The following is a 19,058-nucleotide window of genomic DNA, read 5'->3' as shown; positions in this document are numbered from 1 at the left end:
ATTCCAGTGAGTTTCAATGAAACAGTTCCCATCGAATCGACTGGCCCGCGAGACCAGCCCCTACCTGCTCCAGCACGCCCACAACCCGGTGGACTGGTACCCATGGGGGCCCGAAGCCTTCGAGCGTTCCCGCGCCGAGGAGCGGCCGATCTTCCTGTCGATCGGCTACTCGACCTGCTACTGGTGCCACGTCATGGAACGCGAGGTCTTCGAGAAACCCGCCATGGCCGAGCTGATGAACCGGCACTTCATCAACATCAAGGTGGACCGCGAGGAGCGCCCGGATGTCGATGATGTCTACATGGCCGCTGTGCAGGCGATGACCCGTCGTGGCGGATGGCCGATGAGTGTTTTCCTCACTCCGCCCGGTGCCAAGGGCCGTGATGATCGTGGCCTGCGACCGTTCTGGTGCGCAACCTACATCCCTCCTGGTCCAGCACATGGCATGCCCGGCTTCCCCCAGGTTATCGATGGCCTCTCAAACGCCTGGGCTTCGCGCAGGGATGAAGTTCTTGAGCAAGCCGACCAACTCGCTGCCATGGTCACCCAACAACTCGAACAACGTGATGAGTCCGGAGAGATGGGCTTGGCGAGTCTCGAAGCCTCCGCCGATCAGCTCCGGCGGATGCTCGATCACCAGCATGGGGGGACAGGCGGGTCGCCTAAGTTCCCTCAGGCCTCTTTGCTCGGCTTTCAACTCGCTATCTCTCGGCAGGATGACAGGCTACGCGAACACCTGCATCAGACGCTCGATCGTATGGCCCGAGGCGGGATCTACGACCAGATCGGCGGCGGATTCCACCGCTACGCTGTCGATGAGCGTTGGCTGGTCCCGCACTTCGAGAAGATGCTCTACGACAACGGCCAGTTGCTCTGGCTCTACGCAGCAGCCCTCGAAGCCGAACCCGATCACCCCAATGCCGGGCTCTACACGCTGGTGATCCGCGAGACGGCCGCGTACCTCAAGCGCGAGATGCTCGACAAATCGGGCGCTTTCTGGTCGGCTCAGGACGCAGAGGTTGATGCGCGTGAAGGCGGCAACTACCTCTGGCGACTTGAAGAGCTCGATGGCGTATTCACAGACCCCGAGCTTCGCGGTTTCGCTGAACGATTGCTCGGCCTCGACCTTGGCGTCAACTTCCAGGACCCGCATCACGACGATGACCCTCCCGCCAATGTGCTCTTTATGCCTCAACCGTTCGCTGAGATCGCCCGGCGTGAAGACCTCTCGCTTGAGTCATTCCTGACGCTTCGCCAGCAAGTCCGCGAGACGATGCGACAGACCCGGGATCAACGGAAGCAACCCGGCACTGATGACAAGGTGCTCGTCTGCTGGAACGGCCTGGCTATTGCCGGTCTGGCCCGCAGCGGCCGCATCCTGAATGACCCAAGCCTGACCGAGATGGCCAAGGTGGCTTCGGAAGCGATCCTTCAGCACATGACCCGAGATGATGGCGGGCTCTATCGAACCATGCGCTCCGGCCAAAAGCAGATCCCTGCCTTCCTCGATGATTACGCCTTCATGATCAGCGGGCTCATCGAACTCCTGCGGGCCGACCCATCGCATGACACCCTGTCCCATGCCCTCCGACTGCTGGATCGGGTCAACCGTCACTTTGCCGCACCAGCAGGGGGGTACTTCGATACCTCAGAGGGCCATAACGAACTGTTTGTCCGCACCTGCAGCCGATACGACGGCGCACTCCCCACCGGCAACGCCCAAATGGCCCACAACCTGATCGATCTCTACGAGCTGACACAGGACCAAAATCATCTCGATGCGGCACGATCGCTCATCAGCGCAAACGCCGAATCCCTCGACCAAATGGGCATTGGTATGGTGCATCTGCAGCACGCCCTCCATCGCTTCCTGGCTCACGAGCCGAACGTGACACGCCCTGCTCCACGCAAGGCTCATCGTCAGGGCCCGGTCACTGCAAGACTCGAAAGTGTTGAGCGCGACCAGCAGCATGGCCGTATCGATGCCGTGTTGATCGTCGAGATTGAGGAGGGTTTTCACGTCTATGCGCCAGGAGGTGAAGCCAACGAACTTCAGCCCATCACCGTTCGACTCAGCGAAGCCCACTCGTCATGGCATCTGATGGCGGATTGGCCCACGCCGACGCCGCAGGACAACCGTCTCTCATCCGAGCCCTTATCTGTTTATGAGGGCGTTGTCCGAGTTCCTCTGCGCCTACAAGGTCCGGCATCCGCCGATGAACCCGTTATCGTCCTGAGTCATCAAGCCTGCTCGGGCTCCGAGTGTCAGGCACCCGAAAAACACCGCTTGATCCTGCCCATGGAGACTCGCGCGTGATCGATACCCATTGCCACCTGACCTACGATGGGCTCGCCGAGCGCCTCGATGAGGTGCTCGCTGGCGCTCAGCAGGACGGCGTCGACACGATGATCAGCATCGGCACCACCCTCACTGACAGCGCTTCGGCTCTACAGGTTGCAGAGCATCACGCGCACGTTCATGCGACCGTCGGCGTCCACCCACACCACGCTGCACAGGTGGGCGACGAACAGGCATTCCTCGATGAGTTTCGCCGACTTGCCCATCGTCAAGGCGTCGTTTCCCTTGGCGAGATGGGACTCGACTGCCACTACGATGACCCGCCGCTGACCACGCAGGAGCGTGCCTTCGCGCTCCAACTGGGACTCGCTGCCGAATCAGGGCTCGACAAGTTACCCATTGTGATCCACAACCGAGAAGCGACCGATCGCACGATCGCGATGGTCCGCGAGAGCGGGCTCGATCCTCGCCGCTTCGTCTTCCACTGCTTCACCGGGACCGTAGATGAACTCAACAAGGTCCTGGACCTGGGTGTCTACGTCGGCTTCACCGGTATCGTGACCTTCCGGTCCGCTGCGGCCCTTGCCGAGGCTTCTGACCGGGTGCCGATCGACCGACTCCTCGTCGAAACCGACAGCCCCTATCTCACACCCGAGCCGCACCGCAAGGTCAGGCCCAATGAGCCACGGTATGTGACTCACGTCGCCAGGTTCCTCGCCAAGCGTCGGAAGATGAGCTTCGAGGCGTTCGTGCAGCAGGTCGATGACAACGCCCGACGCTTCTACCGACTCACAAAGAACGATTAGCTTCAGTTGACTGACGGGTCCGCTGGCAGGTGTGCCACAGGGATGCGCGTGACCCCGCTGCGTGAGAGGCTGATCTGGTGATGCAGCCGCAACCAGTGCCGCTCATCCTCTAAAAAAATATGGTCGGCTGTCGCGGGCGCGTAAAGCCAGGACCCTGCCTCGAGTTCGCGTTCGAGCTGCGATGCGCTCCACCCCGCGTAACCGACAAAAAAGCGGCAACGCCCCGCAGGCTCAGCAACGATGCTCATCACCTCTTCCTCTTCGGTCGTGAAGTAGATGCCATCCATCACGGTCTGATCCGCCTGCCGCGGGTCGGTGTGCAGCACCATCAACGGGCCTTCGCACGGCCCGCCACGGTAGATCACGTCGTCGATCACACTCGGCGTCCCACTGATCTCATCCCAGACTTCCTGGAACGTCGTGTCCGTCGGACGATTGAGTGTCAGTCCCAGTGCGCCCTCGTCATTGTGTTCGACGATCAGCGTGATCGTGCGCGCAAAGTTCGGATCACGAAGATCCGTGACGGCAACGAGAAGCTGTCCCTTGAGTGATTGCATCATGTCCCCATCCTCTTGCGAGCATCATAACGGCGTACGACCCATCAGGTCTACGCTCATGCCCGGTCTGGGGACTGACTTTTTTCTGATGCGATGATGGTCTCGAAATCTTCCGCAGAGGCCGCGCCGTAAACGTGGAGAAGGTAGGGAACTTCCTCGGTAAGCCCGACCTGAACCGCAACCCGGCGCAGCGGCTCATTCGCCGCGTAACAAGTTGTATAGACATCTAAACCACGTTCTTCACACAACTCAATCAGATGACGGGCGGTCAGCACACCAAAACCCTGCCGACGGTGGTCGGGGTGGGTGACAACGCCGATCTCCGCCACGCCCGAGCCCCAGAAACACATGTAGGCCTCACTAAGAATCGTGTCGTCACGAAGCAGGCAGACGCCGAGTCCATATGTCAAAAACCGGTCAATCGAGCCCATCGCGCGCATTAGCTGGTCATGCCAAACACAGCGTGGCACCAGACCCGAGTCCATAGGCGACAGCATGCAGCCCTCTGGCACTTGAACCCCGTGCAGCGGCATCGAAGACACATCAAAACCGCGTAGCATCACGCGTTCAAGCGTCAGCCCCGCGACCGGTGGGTCCACAGACGCGGCTGGTACATCACTCTCACTCGGCCAGACCAGCAGCACCGGGCCATCCTCCAGCAGACGCTCGATGCCCTCTTTCAGAAAACTGGGTGGCATGGGACGACTGGGAAAAGTAAAACCGTAGTAGTCGGCCTGCACCAGCGCACACGAAGGTCGCTGCGCATCATCCACCAGCACCCGGCCCGGCACACGACCCTCAAGAGTTGCGTGCAGCATCGCCGCATTCGGACCGTCTTCGGGGAACATCCCTTCCACATCGGTGAAGTGGCTTGGCGGGAGTAAAACCATGGCGTCGTGTGTGCAATCAGAGAGATCAGAAACAAGCGGCCTACAGACCAGAGCATAACGCTATCGATGATCGTTGTCGGATCAGGTCGCTGTATATCTTTCGCTCACCGAATCCTTACGCCGCCACCTTGAGGCCCCTTGAGCCAGCCACCCGCTCGAGATACTCAGACAACCGCCGCCGGTCGATCTGACTCTCGAATGTCTCAAAGCTCAGCGCCATCCGAGACGGGCCCGGATCGTTGTCCTCAGCCCCATGCTGCCGAACGACGTGCCCTGTCGCGCGGAAGGTCGTGTGGTGCTCGCCCGGAAGCATCCCCCGGATCTCCACCTTCTGCCCATTCGGCAGCGGACTATCCAACTCAAACCGCATACCCGAGAGGCTGATGTCATAAATATGACCCGTCCAGCGATACCGCTTGTGACCCCGCTCACGCGCTCGCAGCAGCGTGTACATCGGAGGGATCGAGAACCGCGGTTCCCGGCGAGTTTCCTGCTGGTTGGGCTCTGACACGGGCAGACCTCCTGGTGGAAAGGATCGAATCTCGACATGGGACTTATCGACGCCTCAGGCATACCTGCTTAACGCCCCATGCCCCGGGTGCAGGGTTCGCCCGAAACGTGCCGATAAGTCCCCGGTGACCCAACCCCAGCATCCTCAAAGCCCTATGAAGACCCGCCGATGGCTCCTGGCTGGCTCAAGCCTGGCGGTGGCACAAAGTCTCGCTGCGCTCCGATTATCGGAACCAGACGCATCACCCACCATCCTCGGCGTGCTCCTGACTCGCGCCGACTCCCCCAAAGCCCTCCACCGCGACCTCAGCGTGCCGATCCTTGGCGAGCTGGCCGACCTCGCCTCCGCCACGCGTAAGCACGACCCCGATGGTCTGCTCATCTGCCTGCCCCAAGCGATGAAACCCGCGATCAACACCCTCATCGCTGAGGCCACTCAACTCGGCTTGACCTGGCGCTACCTGTCCACCATGAGCGATCAACTCGCTGGCATCATCAGCCAGGCCGGCACGTCAAACTCGCCCCGGATTGATCTCGAAGCACTCATCGGCCGCAGCCCCACACCGCTCGACGAAGCAGGTCTCACAGAGACGATCACCGGTCGGACCGTGCTGATCACCGGAGCCGCAGGCTCGATCGGCTCCGAGCTGGCCCGCATCGCCGCGTGTTTTCGCCCTGCACTGCTGATCCTCGCCGACCGCTCTGAGAACGGACTCTTTCAGATCGACGGTGAGCTCGCCCGCACCCACCCCGAACTCAACCGCAGGGCGCAGATCCACGACGTCACCCAAAAGCGCGCCAACCAGGAACTCTTTGACCGCCTTCGCCCCGAGATCGTCCTTCACGCCGCCGCTCACAAGCACGTCCCGCTCATGGAAGACCATCCCACCGCGGCGCTGGAAAACAACTTCTACGGCACACGCTGGGTGGTTGACGCAGCCATCGAATCAGGCGTCAAACAACTCGTCATGATCTCGACCGACAAAGCCGTCAACCCATCCTCGATCATGGGTGCCTCCAAGCGACTCGCTGAGCTCTACATCCAGCACCGCGCCCGCCAGAGCAAGACCACGCTCGCCATGGTCCGTTTCGGCAACGTGCTCGGTTCGGCCTGCTCCGTCCTCCCCATCTGGTCCGAGCAGCTTGCCCAGGGCGGGCCGCTCACCGTGACCCATCAGGACATGACCCGTTATTTCATGACCATCCCCGAAGCCGCCGGTCTGGTCCTCCAGGCCGCTGGCTACGCCCGTGGCGGAGAGGTCTTCCTCCTCGATATGGGCCAGCCGATCCGCATCCTCGACCTGGCCCACCGCTACCTCCGACAGCAGGGGATCGAACCCGATGTGGACCTCGAAGTCAGGATCACCGGCCCGCGGCCCGGCGAAAAACTGTTCGAAGAACTCGCATACCGCTCCGAGGCCATGACCCCCACGCCTCACCCGAGCATCCGAATCTGGCAGACCGCTGCCCCCGAGCCAGCTCGCATCCAGCAGATCCTCAAGACCTTTGATCGCCTCCGCGATGGTCACGGGCACGGCCCGTGGGATGGCACCCCGCAGGAGGCCGCCGCCACGGCCCTTCGAACCGCCATCCCCGAGATGGTTACCGCCCTGGCCGCAGCGGGTTAAGCAGCCACAGCGCCCAAAGAAAAAGCCCATGCAATAGGCATGGGCTTGGATCTTCCTTCGTCCCTTTTCGACCCTATAGCTTGAACTGACGCACCAGCTTCTGAAGCTGCTCGGCACGCCCAGACAGCACACTCGCCACCTCAGCGGCACTCTGTGCCGCCTCCGACGACTCCTGACCGATCACCGTGATCTGCTCGACGTTCTTCGAGACCTCCTGACTGGCGATCGACTGCTCACGACTCGACGCCGCGATCGACTGGATCATCGTGCCAACCTGCAATGTGTTGCCCACGATCTGCCGGAGGCTGTCGCCCGCCTGCTCCGCCTGATCAACACCCCGACCGACGCGCTCATTACCGACGTTCATGCCACGAACGGCTTCCTGAGTCTCGCTCTGGATCGCGCGGATCGAATCCGCGATCTCCTCGGTCGCCTTCGTGGTCCGGTCCGCCAGTTTCCGCACCTCGTCCGCGACCACCGCGAAGCCTCGACCGTGCTCGCCGGCTCGTGCCGCCTCGATCGCCGCATTCAGGGCCAGCAGGTTGGTCTGATCGGCGATGTCATTAATCACCGCGATCACCTCGCCGATCTGCTGGCCTCGCTGGCCCAATGCCTCGACACGCTGCGACCCCGCGGCAACGACCTCGCTGATCTCACGCATTGCCTGCACCATCTCATTGACGACCGTCCCTCCACTCTCAGCGACTTTGCCCGCCTCACTCGATGAGGTGCTCGCATCGTTCGCCTTGCGAGCCACCTCGTCAATCGACGCCGACATCTCCTCCGCTGCCGCACTGATCTGAGTAGCCTGGTTGTTCTGGTTCTTGAAACCCGTCGCCAGCTCTTCACTCGACGCAGCGATCTGCGTCGCCGACGACGCCACCTCCTGGCTTGCACCGGCGATCTCACTGATCACACCATGAATCCGACCAAACAGCTTGTTGAACCACTTGCCTAACTCAGCCAGCTCATCGACACCCGATTCATCCACACGAACCGTCAGGTCTCCCTCACCCTCAGCGATATCACGCAGCCGAGCCACAAGCTGCTTGATCGGCCGCGTCATCAGGAACGCGAACGCCAAGGCGGCGATCACCACCACCACGACGATCCCCGCTGAGGTCAGAAGAATCCCGGTCTGAAGCGATTTTGCGGGCCCAAGCGCCTCGTCGAGTTCAATCTCGGTCACCAATACCCATGTCTCGCTGAGCACCTCAACGGGCCCATAACTGATCAACTTGGTGACGCCCTCAGCGTCTTCTTCAACCGCCGCAGCGATTGTCCCGCTGATCGCGCTGCTGAGGAACGACCACGATGCCTTTGCGACAAGAATCGTGTTCTCTTCCACCAGACGATCCTGCGTCCTCAGCAGTCCGTCCGCGCCGACGAGATAAGACTTACCCGTCTCGCCCAGGCCAGCCGCCGATGCAGTGATCGAGTTGATCCGCTCAACCGGCATCTGGAAGACAGCTACGCCAACCCTCTGCCCGTCCTTGAAGATCGGGCTCGCGATAAAACTCGCTGGGGCACCATAGCTCGGCTTGTAAGGAGCAAAGTCCACGAACGCATACGCATCCGGATCATCTAACGTCAGCGCCTGGCGGTAGACCTTGGCGAAGTTCGTGTCCTTATACGGTCCATTAAGAAAATTGGTTGCGTAGTCTGTCTCCTTGAAGACCGAATACACCAGATTCCCCTCCAGGTCGAACAGAAAAATGTCGTAGTAACCAAAGGATTCGAGATATTTCCGAACCGTTGGGTGATAGTGCTCGTGCACCTGATTGTAGGTCGTCTGCTCCGGTGCACGATTCAGCCCGTGCTTGCTCCCGACAGGATTCGGATTGTTCGTCAGATACATCGCCTGCAGCATCACAGCATTGGGGCTCGCGGGCACATATGCCGAAGCGCCCCGATACTTCACGCCAGCCTGCTCGAGTCGTGGCCGGAACTCGTTGTCGAAATAGACCGAGATCGCCTGGTAAGCAGGGCTACCAACGCCACCCGGTTGTCCCGTCTCATTCGCGACTTTCGAGAACGCCTCTGAAAAACTGACGACGGCTTCCTCGATCATCTCGTTCGACGAGAAGGTGATCATCTGATCCCGGATGGTCTCGAAGTAGCTCGTGACGCTCTTGGTCTCCAGCTGCCGGATCGTCTCCAGCTTGTCCTGGCTCGCCGCGAGCAGGGCCGCACGGCTCTTGCTCACGCTCAGATAACCCACCATGCTCGTGCCGAGCAGGCCGATAACCAGACAGAGCACCACCAGCCGAAACCGGATGGTCAATCGCTTCTGCTGCCACCAGAGGGCAGCCAGAATCGCAAAGGCAACACCGAACCCAACACCAACAACAGCTAGATCAAACATGGCATCCTCCGCAGTAGGGCATACCCTTATCTGGGTAGACCGTGTTCGTTTAAGGTCGGAGGGAATCTCCCCCAACTTAGGGAGCGCTAGCCAGTTCATCTGATTTCGCCACAGACTCATCGCCGGTTGCCATCACGATTTATTGATAAAGACGAACGCTTCGCTGTAGCGCTCGCTAGGCTGATGGCCCCAACCAGACCGGACCTCGCTGCGTTATTGGACCCGTTCTCACCTCGTGCGGGTAAAATCAGGAACCGTTTAGCCGGGAGACTTTCGCCATGTTGACACCCGCACGAACCACCCGCTTACTCGGCCTCTGCGCCATGGGCGTACTCTTGATGACTCCGGCACTGTCTCACGCCCAGTGGGTCGAGGTTACGCCACATCGAGCCCTGGCAATCGAACTCAACGATGGCGAGCGTCTCCGCGGGCGTCTCTCCGGCTACGACGAGCACGGTTTTAGAATCAAAATCTCCGACGACGACCGCGACCTCCTCTGGTCCGATCTGCCCGCCCAGAAGGTCCTGAGCCTTCATCGTGGACTCCTCCGCGACACCGATGGCGAGCGCTGGCTCCGACTCGCCGCTCTGCTCCGCACACTCGACGAGGGTGAGCCCGCCATGGAGACGGCCCTCCGCAGGGCCGTTCAACTGGACAACACCCTCGCCGACCGCGCTCAAGCCATCCGCGAGGGCGCTCCCTACCAGCCCCCGTCACCCGATAACCCAAACAACAACCCCGCCGCCCAAGCCCCTGGCTCAGAAGGCCTCCAGGGTCCGGTCTTCCTGGGCGGGGTCCAGCCCCAGTTCTGGGGTAAGCAGACCCTGCAAGTCATGCAGGCCTCGACCGACGAACTCAAGGCCTACGCCCAGGATGTCGCCCACCAGCTCAACAACCCCCTCGCTCTCCAGGAAACTGACACGTTCCTCTTCTACTCCGATCTACCCGCCGCCGAAGCCCGCCGCTGGGCCAGCCTCCTCGACCGCATGTACCGACGACTCTGCACCCTCTTCGAGGTTGATCGCAACACCAACATCTTCCGCGGCAAGTGTCTCATCATCGTCTTCCGCGATCCGCAAACCTACTTCCGCTACCACGCCCAACTCTACGGCTTCGACGCCACCCCCACCGCCGGACTCTGCAGGACCTATGGCGACGGCTTCGCCAAAGTCTCCTTCTACCGACAACCCAACGAGCACGACTTCGCCTACATCCTCGTTCACGAAACCGTCCACGCCTTCCTCCACCGCTACGAGTCACCCGCGATGATCCCAAGCTGGATCAACGAAGGCCTCGCCGAACTGATCGCCTCCGAGCTGGTCGAAGGCAGCCAACTCGATGACCTCCGCTGGGCACGCAGCACCTTCCCCACCCTCCGCCGCTACCGCAGCATGGGCCGGATGATGGACGCCGTCCCCATCACCGGCTGGCAATACGGCGTCGCCCACCGCTTCACCGCCTTCATGATCGAGCAGGATCGCGCCCGCTACCGCGCGTTCATCGCAGGCATTAAAGAAGGCCTGACCTGGCAGGAAAGCCTCGATCAACGCTACGGCATCGACCCCGTACGACTTGTCGAGGCCTGGGGTAACTCCCTCGGCATCCAGGGACTCCAACCTTGAACAGCCCAGAGCCAGCCACCACCAAACCCGTCATCGGTCTCATGGGTGCTCCCGGCTCCGGCAAGAGTCTGGTCGCATCCATCCTCGCCGAACTAGGCTGCGGCATCGTCGATGCCGATCACATCGCACGCGACACCATCGAACACCCCGAAGTCCGCCAACAACTACGCAACTGGTGGGGCGGGTCCGTCATCCATCCCGACGGTACCGTGAACCGCAAAGCCGTAGGCGGGATCGTCTTCAAAGACCCCGCACAGCGCACCCGCCTCGAAGCCCTGGTCCACCCACGTGTCCACGCCGAACGCTGGCGACTCCGCTCCGACTACATGCGCAACCTCGACATCAAAGCCATTGTCGAAGACTGCCCGCTGCTCCTCGAAGTCGGTCTCGACACCGAGTGTGACACCCTCGTCTTCGTCGATAGCCCCAAAGAGCACCGCGAACGCCGTGTCACCGAGACCCGCGGCTGGTCCCCGGAGGAACTCGCTGACAGGGAATCCAGCCAGTTGCCGCTTGACATCAAGCGGGATCGTGCCGATTATGTCATCAACAACGACGCGGATCCCGATCAACTCCGGGTCCAATCAAGCCGCGTCCTTTCCCTGATCCTTCATCAGACCCCCAGCCGCTAGCATGCCCCGCCTCGGCTGGATTCAACGATCCTCCGACCCCCTTGTCTCCGGGTCCCAGCAGGGTCTCTCCCCTCCACAACGACGGGTTTTATCCCCTTCATCTAAGACCAACTCAGACATTCACTGATTACCCCCAGGCGTACACGACACGCCCCTTGAGGACGCATCTGATGGCCAGCCAGGAAGTTTCCGTGGACGAAAAAGCGCAGAACAAACAGAGCAGCGAAGACCAGACCGCACCTAAAGCCTCAGGGCAGCCCGGCGGGCAGCGCAAAAAACGCACCGCCCGCAGGAACAAGAACAAATCCGGTGGACAGCAGGGCGGAGGCGGCGGACAGAACAGCGGGCCACGCCAGCCCCGCAAACGCGAACACCCCCAGGGCCCCGATGGCCACAAAACCGACGAGATCCTCGAAGCCGAAACCCAGGCTCGCTACGACGACGCCAAGCAGTCCGGCATCACCATCGCCGACCTCCAGGCGCTCTCCCCCGAAGAACTCCATGACCTCGCCAAAACCGAAGAAATCGATAACCAGAGCAAGCTCTCACGCCAGCAACTGATCTTCGAGATCCTCCGCAAAAAAATCTCCGGACAGGGCCTGATGTACGGCGAAGGTGTCCTCGAAATCCTCCCCGACGGCTTCGGCTTCCTCCGCAGCCCCGAGTACTCCTACCTCGCCTGCCCCGACGACATCTACGTCAGCCCATCGCAGATCCGACGCTTCGGACTCAAGGTCGGACACATCGTTCAGGGCACCATCCGCCCGCCCAAGGAATCCGAACGCTACTTCGCGCTGCTCCGCGTCGATGCCATCAACGGACTCTCCCCCGAAAAGCTCAACGATGTCGTCCCCTACGAAGACCTCACCCCGCTCCACCCCTTCGACCGACTCGTGATGGAAACCCCCTCCAACCCCGACAACATCGAGATGCGAATCGTCGATCTCGTCGCTCCTGTCGGCCGCGGACAACGCGGGCTCATCGTCGCCCCGCCTCGCACCGGCAAGACGGTACTTCTGCAAAAGATGGCCAACTCCGTCATCAAAAACTTCCCCGAGGTCAACGTCTTCGTTCTCCTCATCGACGAGCGACCCGAGGAAGTCACTGACTTTAAGAACAACACGCCGAAGGATGTCGAGGTCATCGCCTCCACCTTCGACGAGAACACCACGCGCCACGTTCAGGTCTGCGAGATGGTGATGGAAAAAGCCCGCCGCATGGTCGAGTTCGGCGAGCACGTCGTCATCCTCATGGACTCGATCACCCGCATGGCCCGCGCCTACAACGCCGAGATGCCCCACTCCGGCAAGATCCTCACCGGCGGTCTCGACTCCAACGCCCTCCAACGACCCAAGAAGTTCTTCGGCTCCGCCCGCGCCATCGAAAATGGCGGGTCGCTGACGATCCTCGCCACCGCGCTGGTCGATACCGGATCGAAGATGGACGACATCATCTTCGAGGAGTTCAAGGGCACCGGTAACTCCGAACTCCACCTCGACCGCCGCCTCGTCGAAAAACGCGTCTACCCCGCCATCGACATCGCCGCATCTGGCACCCGCCGCGAAGAACTGCTGATGGACGAAAACGAACTCAAACTCGTCTACCGCCTCCGCAAAGTCCTCGCCGACATGAACGTCGTCGAAGCCATGGAACTGCTCAAGAGCCGCCTCAAGAAAGTCAGCTCCAACGCCGAGTTCCTCATCACGATGTCACTCGATTGATTCAGCGTAGTCCGATTCGTGCCCCGCGCGACTGCAGTTGAGTAATCAGCTACATACCAGCAACGCCTGTCTCGATAACAAGCTACCGATCCTCATCCCAACCGTAGCCCTGACTCATCTCGCTCACCCGATACGGCATCCGCCCCACATCCCCCGGATAAACAAACCACGCCGGCGGACGCTCCGGATCAAAAACATCCGCCTCCGCCACCGGAACGCGCGGGTCGCGCAGACGAAACAGCGATTTGTACACCGGGTACGCCACATCAAACAAGTGTATCCGCGGGGCCTTTGGGTACCACAGCACCAGCGACGAATCCACCACGTCACGCCGGACTCGGTCGAACACGAATGCCTTAGGTTGTACGGACTGTTGAGGTGGATAGCTCCTTGCCAAAGGTCCCTGAGCCAAAGCGATCACTGATGGTGATCTCTCGTAAGCACGCTCGTACAAGTCCCAGAACGCCTCCCTAAATCCCTCTCCACGATCAATCGCCGCCTGGGCCTTGATCGACGCTTCTGGTGTCTGCTCCCACATCGCCAGCACCATCAGCGGGTAAAAATGCTCGCCTCGCTCCTCCATCAACGCACGCAGCGCCTGTCGATCCTCATCCATCACCTCACGGCCTTCAAGGTAGGGCCGCTGCGCAATCCGCGCGGTCACCCGCACCAGCGCCTCCTCCTCCGCTGAGATATCAAACGGCAGCTCCTTGAACACCTGATCGTTCCGCGCCGACGACACCGCCCCTCGCCGGAGCGTCGTCTCTTTCACATCCACAGCCGCCTCGTACCACACTTCCAGCTTCTCAAGAAACGCGGGATGCCCATCCACGCCTGTCTCAAGGTCACGCATCATCTGATCCGTAGGCGTCCACGACCCCTCCATCAACCGGTAACTCCCGATCGTGATCAACGGGACGATGACAAACAGCGACAACGTCGCCAGCACCGCCACTTTCCCCGCCGTCAAACCTCGGGGTGCCGGCGCTTCCAGTTCAATATCCAAACGATCATCACTCATACCCTGATCGTAGGGCGATCACCCGTGACAGGAAAGAAACACGCACACCCGGCTCAATCCTGCCGCCCCTCGATCGCCCCCAGCAGCAAGCCCGCCGCGACCCCCAACCGCCGGTCCAGCAGCAACCCATGATCCATCGAAAAATCAAAGTCGATCTTGGCGATCAACGGATTAAAACGCTGCCGGAACGTCGCAACCTCCACTTCGCCGATCGTCGCGTGATACGCCTGAGGCATGAAGAAGCTGATATCCCCAATGATCCGTCGGGCAATCGCCTTCCCTAGTGAGTCCTCTCGGATCGTCCCCATCTCCTGCCCTTCCGCACCAAGTATTGCCCATTCGTCTCGCATCATGCTCTTGAAACCCTTACGGCGAAGCGATCCCACCGGCTCCCCCGACACCGAATCCGTCACGTCATACGTCGTCCCGAAATCCAGCACCGTGCGAGCCTTGATCGCCAGCAGCTCCCGCGTCTGCGCCCGATCAGCGAACACCCGGATGTCCTCCCTCAGCCGCAGCGCCTTGAGTCGGCAGTAAAACGCCAGCCGATCCTCCTCATCGAAGATCGAGAAATCGTCCCCGAAGACCCGGAAAAACTTCTTCCGCAGCAGGTAACGACCATGCACGAACCGATCGAGGTCCGAATCCTCCAGCGTCGGGTCCACAACATCAGTCACGACCGCACCTGTCCATCCCCATAAGCCACCCACTTGGTCGTCGTCAGGTCATCCGCCCCCATCGGCCCCCGCGCGTGCAGCTTGTCGGTCGAGATGCCGATCTCGGCACCCAGCCCATACTGAAACCCATCACTAAACCGTGTCGAGCAGTTCACAAACGCGTTCGCGGTATCCACCTCGTTCGTAAACCGCTCCGCCGCCGCTAGGTCCTTCGTCACGATCGCGTCGGTGTGCCGCGACCCGTAACGATTGATGTGCTCGATCGCCTCGCCCAGCGAATCCACCACCCTGATCGCCACAATCTTGTCGAGATACTCCGTCCCCCAGTCCGCATCGCTAGCAGCTTTGCTGCCGGTGATCGCTTCTTGCGTCGCAGCATCCCCCCGGACCTCCACACCCTCAGCCAGCAACGCGTCGCCAATCTTCTTGAGCACACCCGCCTTCGCTGCAGCCTGATGCACCAGGATCGTCTCAGCGGCATTGCACACGCCGGTGCGATGCGTCTTCGCATTACGGGAGATCTCGACCGCCATCGCCGCATCCGCGAACTCATCCACATAGACGTGGCAGTTGCCCGTGTAGTGCTTGATCACCGGGATCTTCGCCTGCTCAACCACCGCCCGGATCAGCGACTCCCCGCCCCGGGGGATGCACACATCGATGACGCCTTCCTGCGCCAGCAGATGCCCCACCGCCGCCCGATCAGTCGTCTCCACCAGTTGGACCGCATCCTCGGGCAGCCCCGCCGCCGCGAGACCAGCCTGTACACACGAGGCGATCACCGCGTTCGAATGCTTCGCTTCTTTCCCACCCCGCAAAATGGCCGCGTTCCCAGCCTTGAGACACAGCGATGCGGCATCCGACGTCACATTCGGCCGCGACTCAAAAATAATCAGCACCACCCCGATGGGTACCCGCCGCTTCTGCAGCCGAATCCCGTTGGGCAACACCTTCCCGCTCTCAATCCGCCCAACGGGATCAGGCTGCGCCGCCACCTGCCGAAGCGACTCTGCGATCAGCTCCACCCGATTGTCCGTCAGGGCGAGTCGATCGATCATCGCCGCCGCCAACCCCGCCTCACGCCCCGCCTCCAGGTCCAGTGCGTTCTCACTCTGTAGCAACCGACGCTGGTCCAGCAACGCCTCCGCCATCGCCAGCAACGCACGGTCACGATCGGCTCCCGAGAATCGAGTCAGCGCTCGCGATGCCCGCAACGCTCTCTGTGAGATATCGTCGCAGTAGCCTTTGAGATCGGTCATGGTCGTGCTCGTCTGGCTCATCGCAGGCGCTCCCCTGTCAGGCAACAAACGGGTCAGCTCCGATTCTAGGCCATCGCCCGGAAAAATCCTTTACCGGGCGGTCGCCGCTCGACGCTGCACCTCGACGGTCACCGTGGTCAAGCCCACCTCAGCTGTGAGCCCCGCAGGAGCCACCAGGATCGGCATCAGCTCAACCTCAGGCGGGATAGCCTCCGCCGCCGCCTCAAGCTGCTCCCGACTGGGCCGCAACTCTACCCACACCGCCTGCTCCCCACTCCGCACCCGCTGGATCGCGTCCACCGGACCGCTCATCGCCAGCGTAGGAATAAACCGCTCCGACTCCGGAACCGAAATCGCATACTCCTCCGCCAAACCCACCGGCAGGTTCACGCGAACCGGCACCGTCGTCAGCTCCAGCACATCCCGCGTCTGCTTTACCGTGTACGTGATCCGGGCATCCGACGGACTCAAAGCGGTCCACTTCGACACCGCCGCAGGCGAAGGCTGCAAGCGCACCGACTGTGACCGCTCAACACCCTCGACCAGCCCGCCAAGGTCCGAAGCGTCCAGACTCAGCAACGCAAACAGATCACTTTCGGGCACATCAACCGATTCCGGCAACGTCAGGCTCACCTCACGAGGATCAATCACCGGCGGCGGAACCAGATCGAAACCCTGTGTCCGGTACTGCACTGGTACTGTTACCGTCCGCAACCGGATGATCTGGACCTCCGCCGTGGCCGGGCTCGTGCTCAGCACCGCCACACCCCGCCGCCCCAGGTCTGTCTCATTGAGAATATCACTTAGCACCAGCGTGCGCTGATCCGGGATGCCCGGCACCAGATCATCCACCACGACCGTCACGCCCGCAGCCGCCAGCTGATCAAACTCACGCTTGATCGAAGGCGACGCCTTGAAGCTCACGCTCACGCGCTCCGGACCCCGGTAATCAATCGGCGCACCCGAGCGCGTCTCGAAGTTCAGCAGCACCCGCTGATCCGTGTAGCTCGTCGCCACCCGGCCCTCGGCATAAAGCCAGACGAGCAGCGTCACGACGATCACCGTCAAAATGGTCTCGATACGCTCACGCACGATCCGGTCCGCTCCTAAGCCTTACCAGCCAGTTTAGTGGTGTCAGACGTCGCTCCCGCCTCCGCCGCCGCAGAGTCAGCCCGCTCGCCTAGCGCCAACTGACCAAACACACGATTCAACTCCGGCCGCAGGTCATCAACCGTCAGATTCCGCCTCAGCACCCCCCGCTCCGCCACCGAGATGATCCCCGTCTCCTCGGAGACCACCAGGATCAATGCATCAGCCTCCTCCGACAAACCGATCGCCGCCCGGTGCCGCGACCCAAGCTCTTTGGGCAGGTCTTCACGCTCGGCCAGCGGGAACTGAGCCCCCGCCGCCACAAGCCGATCACCCTGAACCACCACTCCGAGATCATGCAAGGCCGAACCGGGCCAGAAAATCGTGTTAAGTAACTCGCTCGAAATCTCCGCGTCCAGCCGCGTCCCGACCTCGATAATCCCCCGCAACCCTACCTGACGCTCGATCGCGATCAACGCCCCAATCTTGTTCCGAGACAGGTACTGAATCGACTCAACAATCTCCTCCACCACCCGTGCCCGCCGCACCCCGCCCTGCGTAAAAAAGTTCGCCTCCCCCAGACGCATAAACGCTCGTCTCAGCTCCGGCGCGAACACCACCACCAGCATCACCGACACCAGCGTCAGAAAACTGTCATACAGCAACTTCAACCGACTCAGGTTCTCATCCCCAGCCAGCAACTGAATCAGCACCGTCCCCACCACCAGCACCAACGCCAGACCCTTGACCACCCGCGCCCCACGAGTCCCCCGCAGGAACCGCAGGATCATCGTCACCACGAACGCGATCACCAGCAGCTCAATAACAACCTGCACCGGCTCCGTCTCCAGATAGCCGACGATCCGTCGCAGCAGGTTGTCCAGACCAAGATCCAGGTCCATCTTGAGTCCAGCCACTAAGAGGTAGAAATCGTGTAGCCTCAGATTCTATCGGCATTTGGGGAAGACGGGGAACAGACCCCGGCCACCCCGGCCCGATCCTCACAGCGGTATACTCGCCACCCCATGGCCGACCTGCCCGATCACGTCATGCCAGCCCTCGAACGCCTCCGCGGCAACATCCGCGAGTGTTTTCTCGGACACTCAAAGGCCATCGACAGCATCCTTGTCTGCCTCCTCGCCCGCGGACACGTCCTCATCGAGGATGTCCCAGGCGTCGGCAAGACCACCCTCGCCACGGCACTGGCCCGCAGTATCGATGGCACCATCGTCCGCCTCCAGATGACACCCGACATGGTCCCCGCCGACATCCTTGGCGTCACACTCTGGGATCAGCACAAAGGCGAGTTCACCTTCAAGCCCGGGCCCATCTTCTGCAACATCCTCGTCGCCGACGAGATCAACCGCACCACCCCGCGAACCCAGTCCGCCCTCCTCGAGGCCATGAGCGAGTATCAGGTCTCTGTCGACGGCTACACCCGAAAACTCCTCGAACCCTTCCTCGTCGTCGCCACCCAGAATCCCTACGAGTTCGAGGGCACCTACTTCCTCCCCGAATCCCAGCTCGACCGCTTTCTCATGCGCATCCGCCTCGGCTATCCCAACGCCGACGACGAAACCCAGGTCCTGATCGACGATCCCACCCGCACCGCGCTGGCTCGACTCAAGCCCGTCGTGACCGCCGAAGAGATCGTCCGACTCCAACGCCTCACCGATGAGGTCCGCTTCGACGAACGACTCGCCCGCTACATCGTCAAACTCGCCCACGCCACCCGAGAGCACAACCGACTCCAGATCGGCCTCTCCACCCGCGGAGCCCTCGCCCTTATGCACGCCGCCAAGGCCACCGCCATCCTCGATGGCCGCACCTACGCCCTCCCCGATGACGTCACCAGCAACATCATCCCCGTCCTCGCCCACCGCGTGGTCGTCCGCGGGCGACTCCGTGAGGAAGACGGCGAGTCCATCGAAGGACTGATCCAACGCATCGTGGAGACCACCCCCTCACCCGTCTAGAATCAG

Annotated in this window: 16 protein-coding genes; 7 read left to right on the top strand and 9 right to left on the bottom strand. The window is 61.5% G+C overall.

Translation table 11 applies throughout. From position 1 onward, the window contains the following. Window positions 1–16: 16 nt before the first annotated feature. Both RIG82_01020 and RIG82_01015 read left to right on the top strand, forming a co-directional pair. Window positions 17–2,317: a DUF255 domain-containing protein gene (locus RIG82_01020; GenBank protein MEQ9459519.1), complete on the top strand. Its 2,301-nt coding sequence runs from the start codon at window positions 17–19 to the stop codon at window positions 2,315–2,317. After that, window positions 2,314–3,105 (top strand): TatD family hydrolase, encoded by a 792-nt coding sequence (locus tag RIG82_01015; protein ID MEQ9459518.1) that lies wholly within the window; start codon window positions 2,314–2,316, stop codon window positions 3,103–3,105. The genes RIG82_01020 and RIG82_01015 overlap by 4 nt, the downstream gene beginning before the upstream one ends. A gap of 2 nt (window positions 3,106–3,107) precedes the next feature. Here RIG82_01015 and RIG82_01010 read toward each other — a convergent pair whose 3' ends face one another. From RIG82_01010 to RIG82_01000, 3 genes are all read right to left on the bottom strand, one after another. Beyond that, entirely contained in the window at window positions 3,108–3,665 is a 558-nt protein-coding gene (locus RIG82_01010) for a YqgE/AlgH family protein (protein MEQ9459517.1), read from the bottom strand. Between the two features lie 53 nt (window positions 3,666–3,718). Next, the gene (locus RIG82_01005; protein MEQ9459516.1) at window positions 3,719–4,552 is read right to left on the bottom strand and encodes a GNAT family N-acetyltransferase; all 834 of its coding nucleotides are present in this window, start codon (window positions 4,550–4,552) and stop codon (window positions 3,719–3,721) included. Window positions 4,553–4,667: 115 nt separating this feature from the next. Continuing rightward, window positions 4,668–5,063 carry a PilZ domain-containing protein gene (locus RIG82_01000; GenBank protein MEQ9459515.1) on the bottom strand — a complete coding sequence of 132 codons (396 nt, stop codon included), beginning with the start codon at window positions 5,061–5,063 and terminating at the stop codon, window positions 4,668–4,670. 154 nt (window positions 5,064–5,217) lie between these two features. On the opposite strand from RIG82_01000, the gene RIG82_00995 reads away from it, so the two are divergent. Continuing rightward, window positions 5,218–6,690 carry a polysaccharide biosynthesis protein gene (locus RIG82_00995; protein MEQ9459514.1) on the top strand — a complete coding sequence of 491 codons (1,473 nt, stop codon included), beginning with the start codon at window positions 5,218–5,220 and terminating at the stop codon, window positions 6,688–6,690. 73 nt (window positions 6,691–6,763) lie between these two features. On the opposite strand, the gene RIG82_00990 is transcribed toward RIG82_00995, so the two are convergent. Beyond that, window positions 6,764–9,055, bottom strand: coding sequence for a methyl-accepting chemotaxis protein (locus RIG82_00990; protein ID MEQ9459513.1), 2,292 nt, complete (start codon window positions 9,053–9,055; stop codon window positions 6,764–6,766). Between the two features lie 278 nt (window positions 9,056–9,333). On the opposite strand from RIG82_00990, the gene RIG82_00985 reads away from it, so the two are divergent. The 3 genes from RIG82_00985 (at window position 9,334) to rho (ending at window position 13,030) form a co-directional block, all read left to right on the top strand. Then, complete coding sequence (locus RIG82_00985; protein MEQ9459512.1) at window positions 9,334–10,677, top strand: hypothetical protein; 1,344 nt, start codon at window positions 9,334–9,336, stop codon at window positions 10,675–10,677. Next, window positions 10,674–11,309: a dephospho-CoA kinase gene (gene coaE, locus RIG82_00980; protein ID MEQ9459511.1), complete on the top strand. Its 636-nt coding sequence runs from the start codon at window positions 10,674–10,676 to the stop codon at window positions 11,307–11,309. Before RIG82_00985 ends, coaE begins: the two co-directional genes overlap by 4 nt. A gap of 170 nt (window positions 11,310–11,479) precedes the next feature. After that, on the top strand, window positions 11,480–13,030 hold the full coding sequence (rho, locus tag RIG82_00975; GenBank protein ID MEQ9459510.1) for a transcription termination factor Rho: 1,551 nt from the start codon (window positions 11,480–11,482) through the stop codon (window positions 13,028–13,030). An 82-nt stretch (window positions 13,031–13,112) separates the two neighbouring features. Here rho and RIG82_00970 read toward each other — a convergent pair whose 3' ends face one another. The 5 genes from RIG82_00970 to cdaA all read right to left on the bottom strand — a co-directional run bounded on the left by RIG82_00970 (window position 13,113) and on the right by cdaA (window position 17,978). Beyond that, the gene (locus RIG82_00970) at window positions 13,113–14,051 is read right to left on the bottom strand and encodes a hypothetical protein (GenBank protein MEQ9459509.1); all 939 of its coding nucleotides are present in this window, start codon (window positions 14,049–14,051) and stop codon (window positions 13,113–13,115) included. A gap of 53 nt (window positions 14,052–14,104) precedes the next feature. Next, window positions 14,105–14,728, bottom strand: coding sequence for a hypothetical protein (locus tag RIG82_00965; GenBank protein MEQ9459508.1), 624 nt, complete (start codon window positions 14,726–14,728; stop codon window positions 14,105–14,107). Beyond that, the gene (locus RIG82_00960; protein MEQ9459507.1) at window positions 14,725–16,008 is read right to left on the bottom strand and encodes a glutamate-5-semialdehyde dehydrogenase; all 1,284 of its coding nucleotides are present in this window, start codon (window positions 16,006–16,008) and stop codon (window positions 14,725–14,727) included. Before RIG82_00960 ends, RIG82_00965 begins: the two co-directional genes overlap by 4 nt. Before the next feature lie 69 nt (window positions 16,009–16,077). Continuing rightward, on the bottom strand, window positions 16,078–17,079 hold the full coding sequence (locus tag RIG82_00955; GenBank protein MEQ9459506.1) for a hypothetical protein: 1,002 nt from the start codon (window positions 17,077–17,079) through the stop codon (window positions 16,078–16,080). A gap of 14 nt (window positions 17,080–17,093) precedes the next feature. Then, window positions 17,094–17,978 carry a diadenylate cyclase CdaA gene (gene cdaA / locus RIG82_00950; GenBank protein MEQ9459505.1) on the bottom strand — a complete coding sequence of 295 codons (885 nt, stop codon included), beginning with the start codon at window positions 17,976–17,978 and terminating at the stop codon, window positions 17,094–17,096. A gap of 123 nt (window positions 17,979–18,101) precedes the next feature. On the opposite strand from cdaA, the gene RIG82_00945 reads away from it, so the two are divergent. After that, window positions 18,102–19,052 carry a MoxR family ATPase gene (locus tag RIG82_00945; protein ID MEQ9459504.1) on the top strand — a complete coding sequence of 317 codons (951 nt, stop codon included), beginning with the start codon at window positions 18,102–18,104 and terminating at the stop codon, window positions 19,050–19,052. Window positions 19,053–19,058: the final 6 nt, after the last annotated feature.

It is taken from the genome of Phycisphaeraceae bacterium, from assembly GCA_040222855.1.
Classification (GTDB): Bacteria; Planctomycetota; Phycisphaerae; order Phycisphaerales; family Phycisphaeraceae; genus Mucisphaera.
The sequence above is the reverse complement of the archived record's forward strand: the minus strand, read 5'-3'. Positions and strand labels throughout refer to the sequence as shown.

What these genes read in the sequence shown, in the direction of transcription:
- RIG82_00945 (MEQ9459504.1), top strand. Translation starts at nt 18,102, where the DNA reads ATGGCCGACCTGCCCGATCACGTCATGCCAGCCCTCGAACGCCTCCGC.
- RIG82_01020 (MEQ9459519.1), top strand. Translation starts at nt 17, where the DNA reads ATGAAACAGTTCCCATCGAATCGACTGGCCCGCGAGACCAGCCCCTAC.
- RIG82_00985 (MEQ9459512.1), top strand. Translation starts at nt 9,334, where the DNA reads ATGTTGACACCCGCACGAACCACCCGCTTACTCGGCCTCTGCGCCATG.
- cdaA (MEQ9459505.1), bottom strand. Translation starts at nt 17,978, where the DNA reads ATGGACCTGGATCTTGGTCTGGACAACCTGCTGCGACGGATCGTCGGC.
- rho (MEQ9459510.1), top strand. Translation starts at nt 11,480, where the DNA reads ATGGCCAGCCAGGAAGTTTCCGTGGACGAAAAAGCGCAGAACAAACAG.
- RIG82_01005 (MEQ9459516.1), bottom strand. Translation starts at nt 4,552, where the DNA reads ATGGTTTTACTCCCGCCAAGCCACTTCACCGATGTGGAAGGGATGTTC.
- RIG82_00960 (MEQ9459507.1), bottom strand. Translation starts at nt 16,008, where the DNA reads ATGAGCCAGACGAGCACGACCATGACCGATCTCAAAGGCTACTGCGAC.
- RIG82_00970 (MEQ9459509.1), bottom strand. Translation starts at nt 14,051, where the DNA reads ATGAGTGATGATCGTTTGGATATTGAACTGGAAGCGCCGGCACCCCGA.
- RIG82_01010 (MEQ9459517.1), bottom strand. Translation starts at nt 3,665, where the DNA reads ATGATGCAATCACTCAAGGGACAGCTTCTCGTTGCCGTCACGGATCTT.
- RIG82_00995 (MEQ9459514.1), top strand. Translation starts at nt 5,218, where the DNA reads ATGAAGACCCGCCGATGGCTCCTGGCTGGCTCAAGCCTGGCGGTGGCA.
- RIG82_00990 (MEQ9459513.1), bottom strand. Translation starts at nt 9,055, where the DNA reads ATGTTTGATCTAGCTGTTGTTGGTGTTGGGTTCGGTGTTGCCTTTGCG.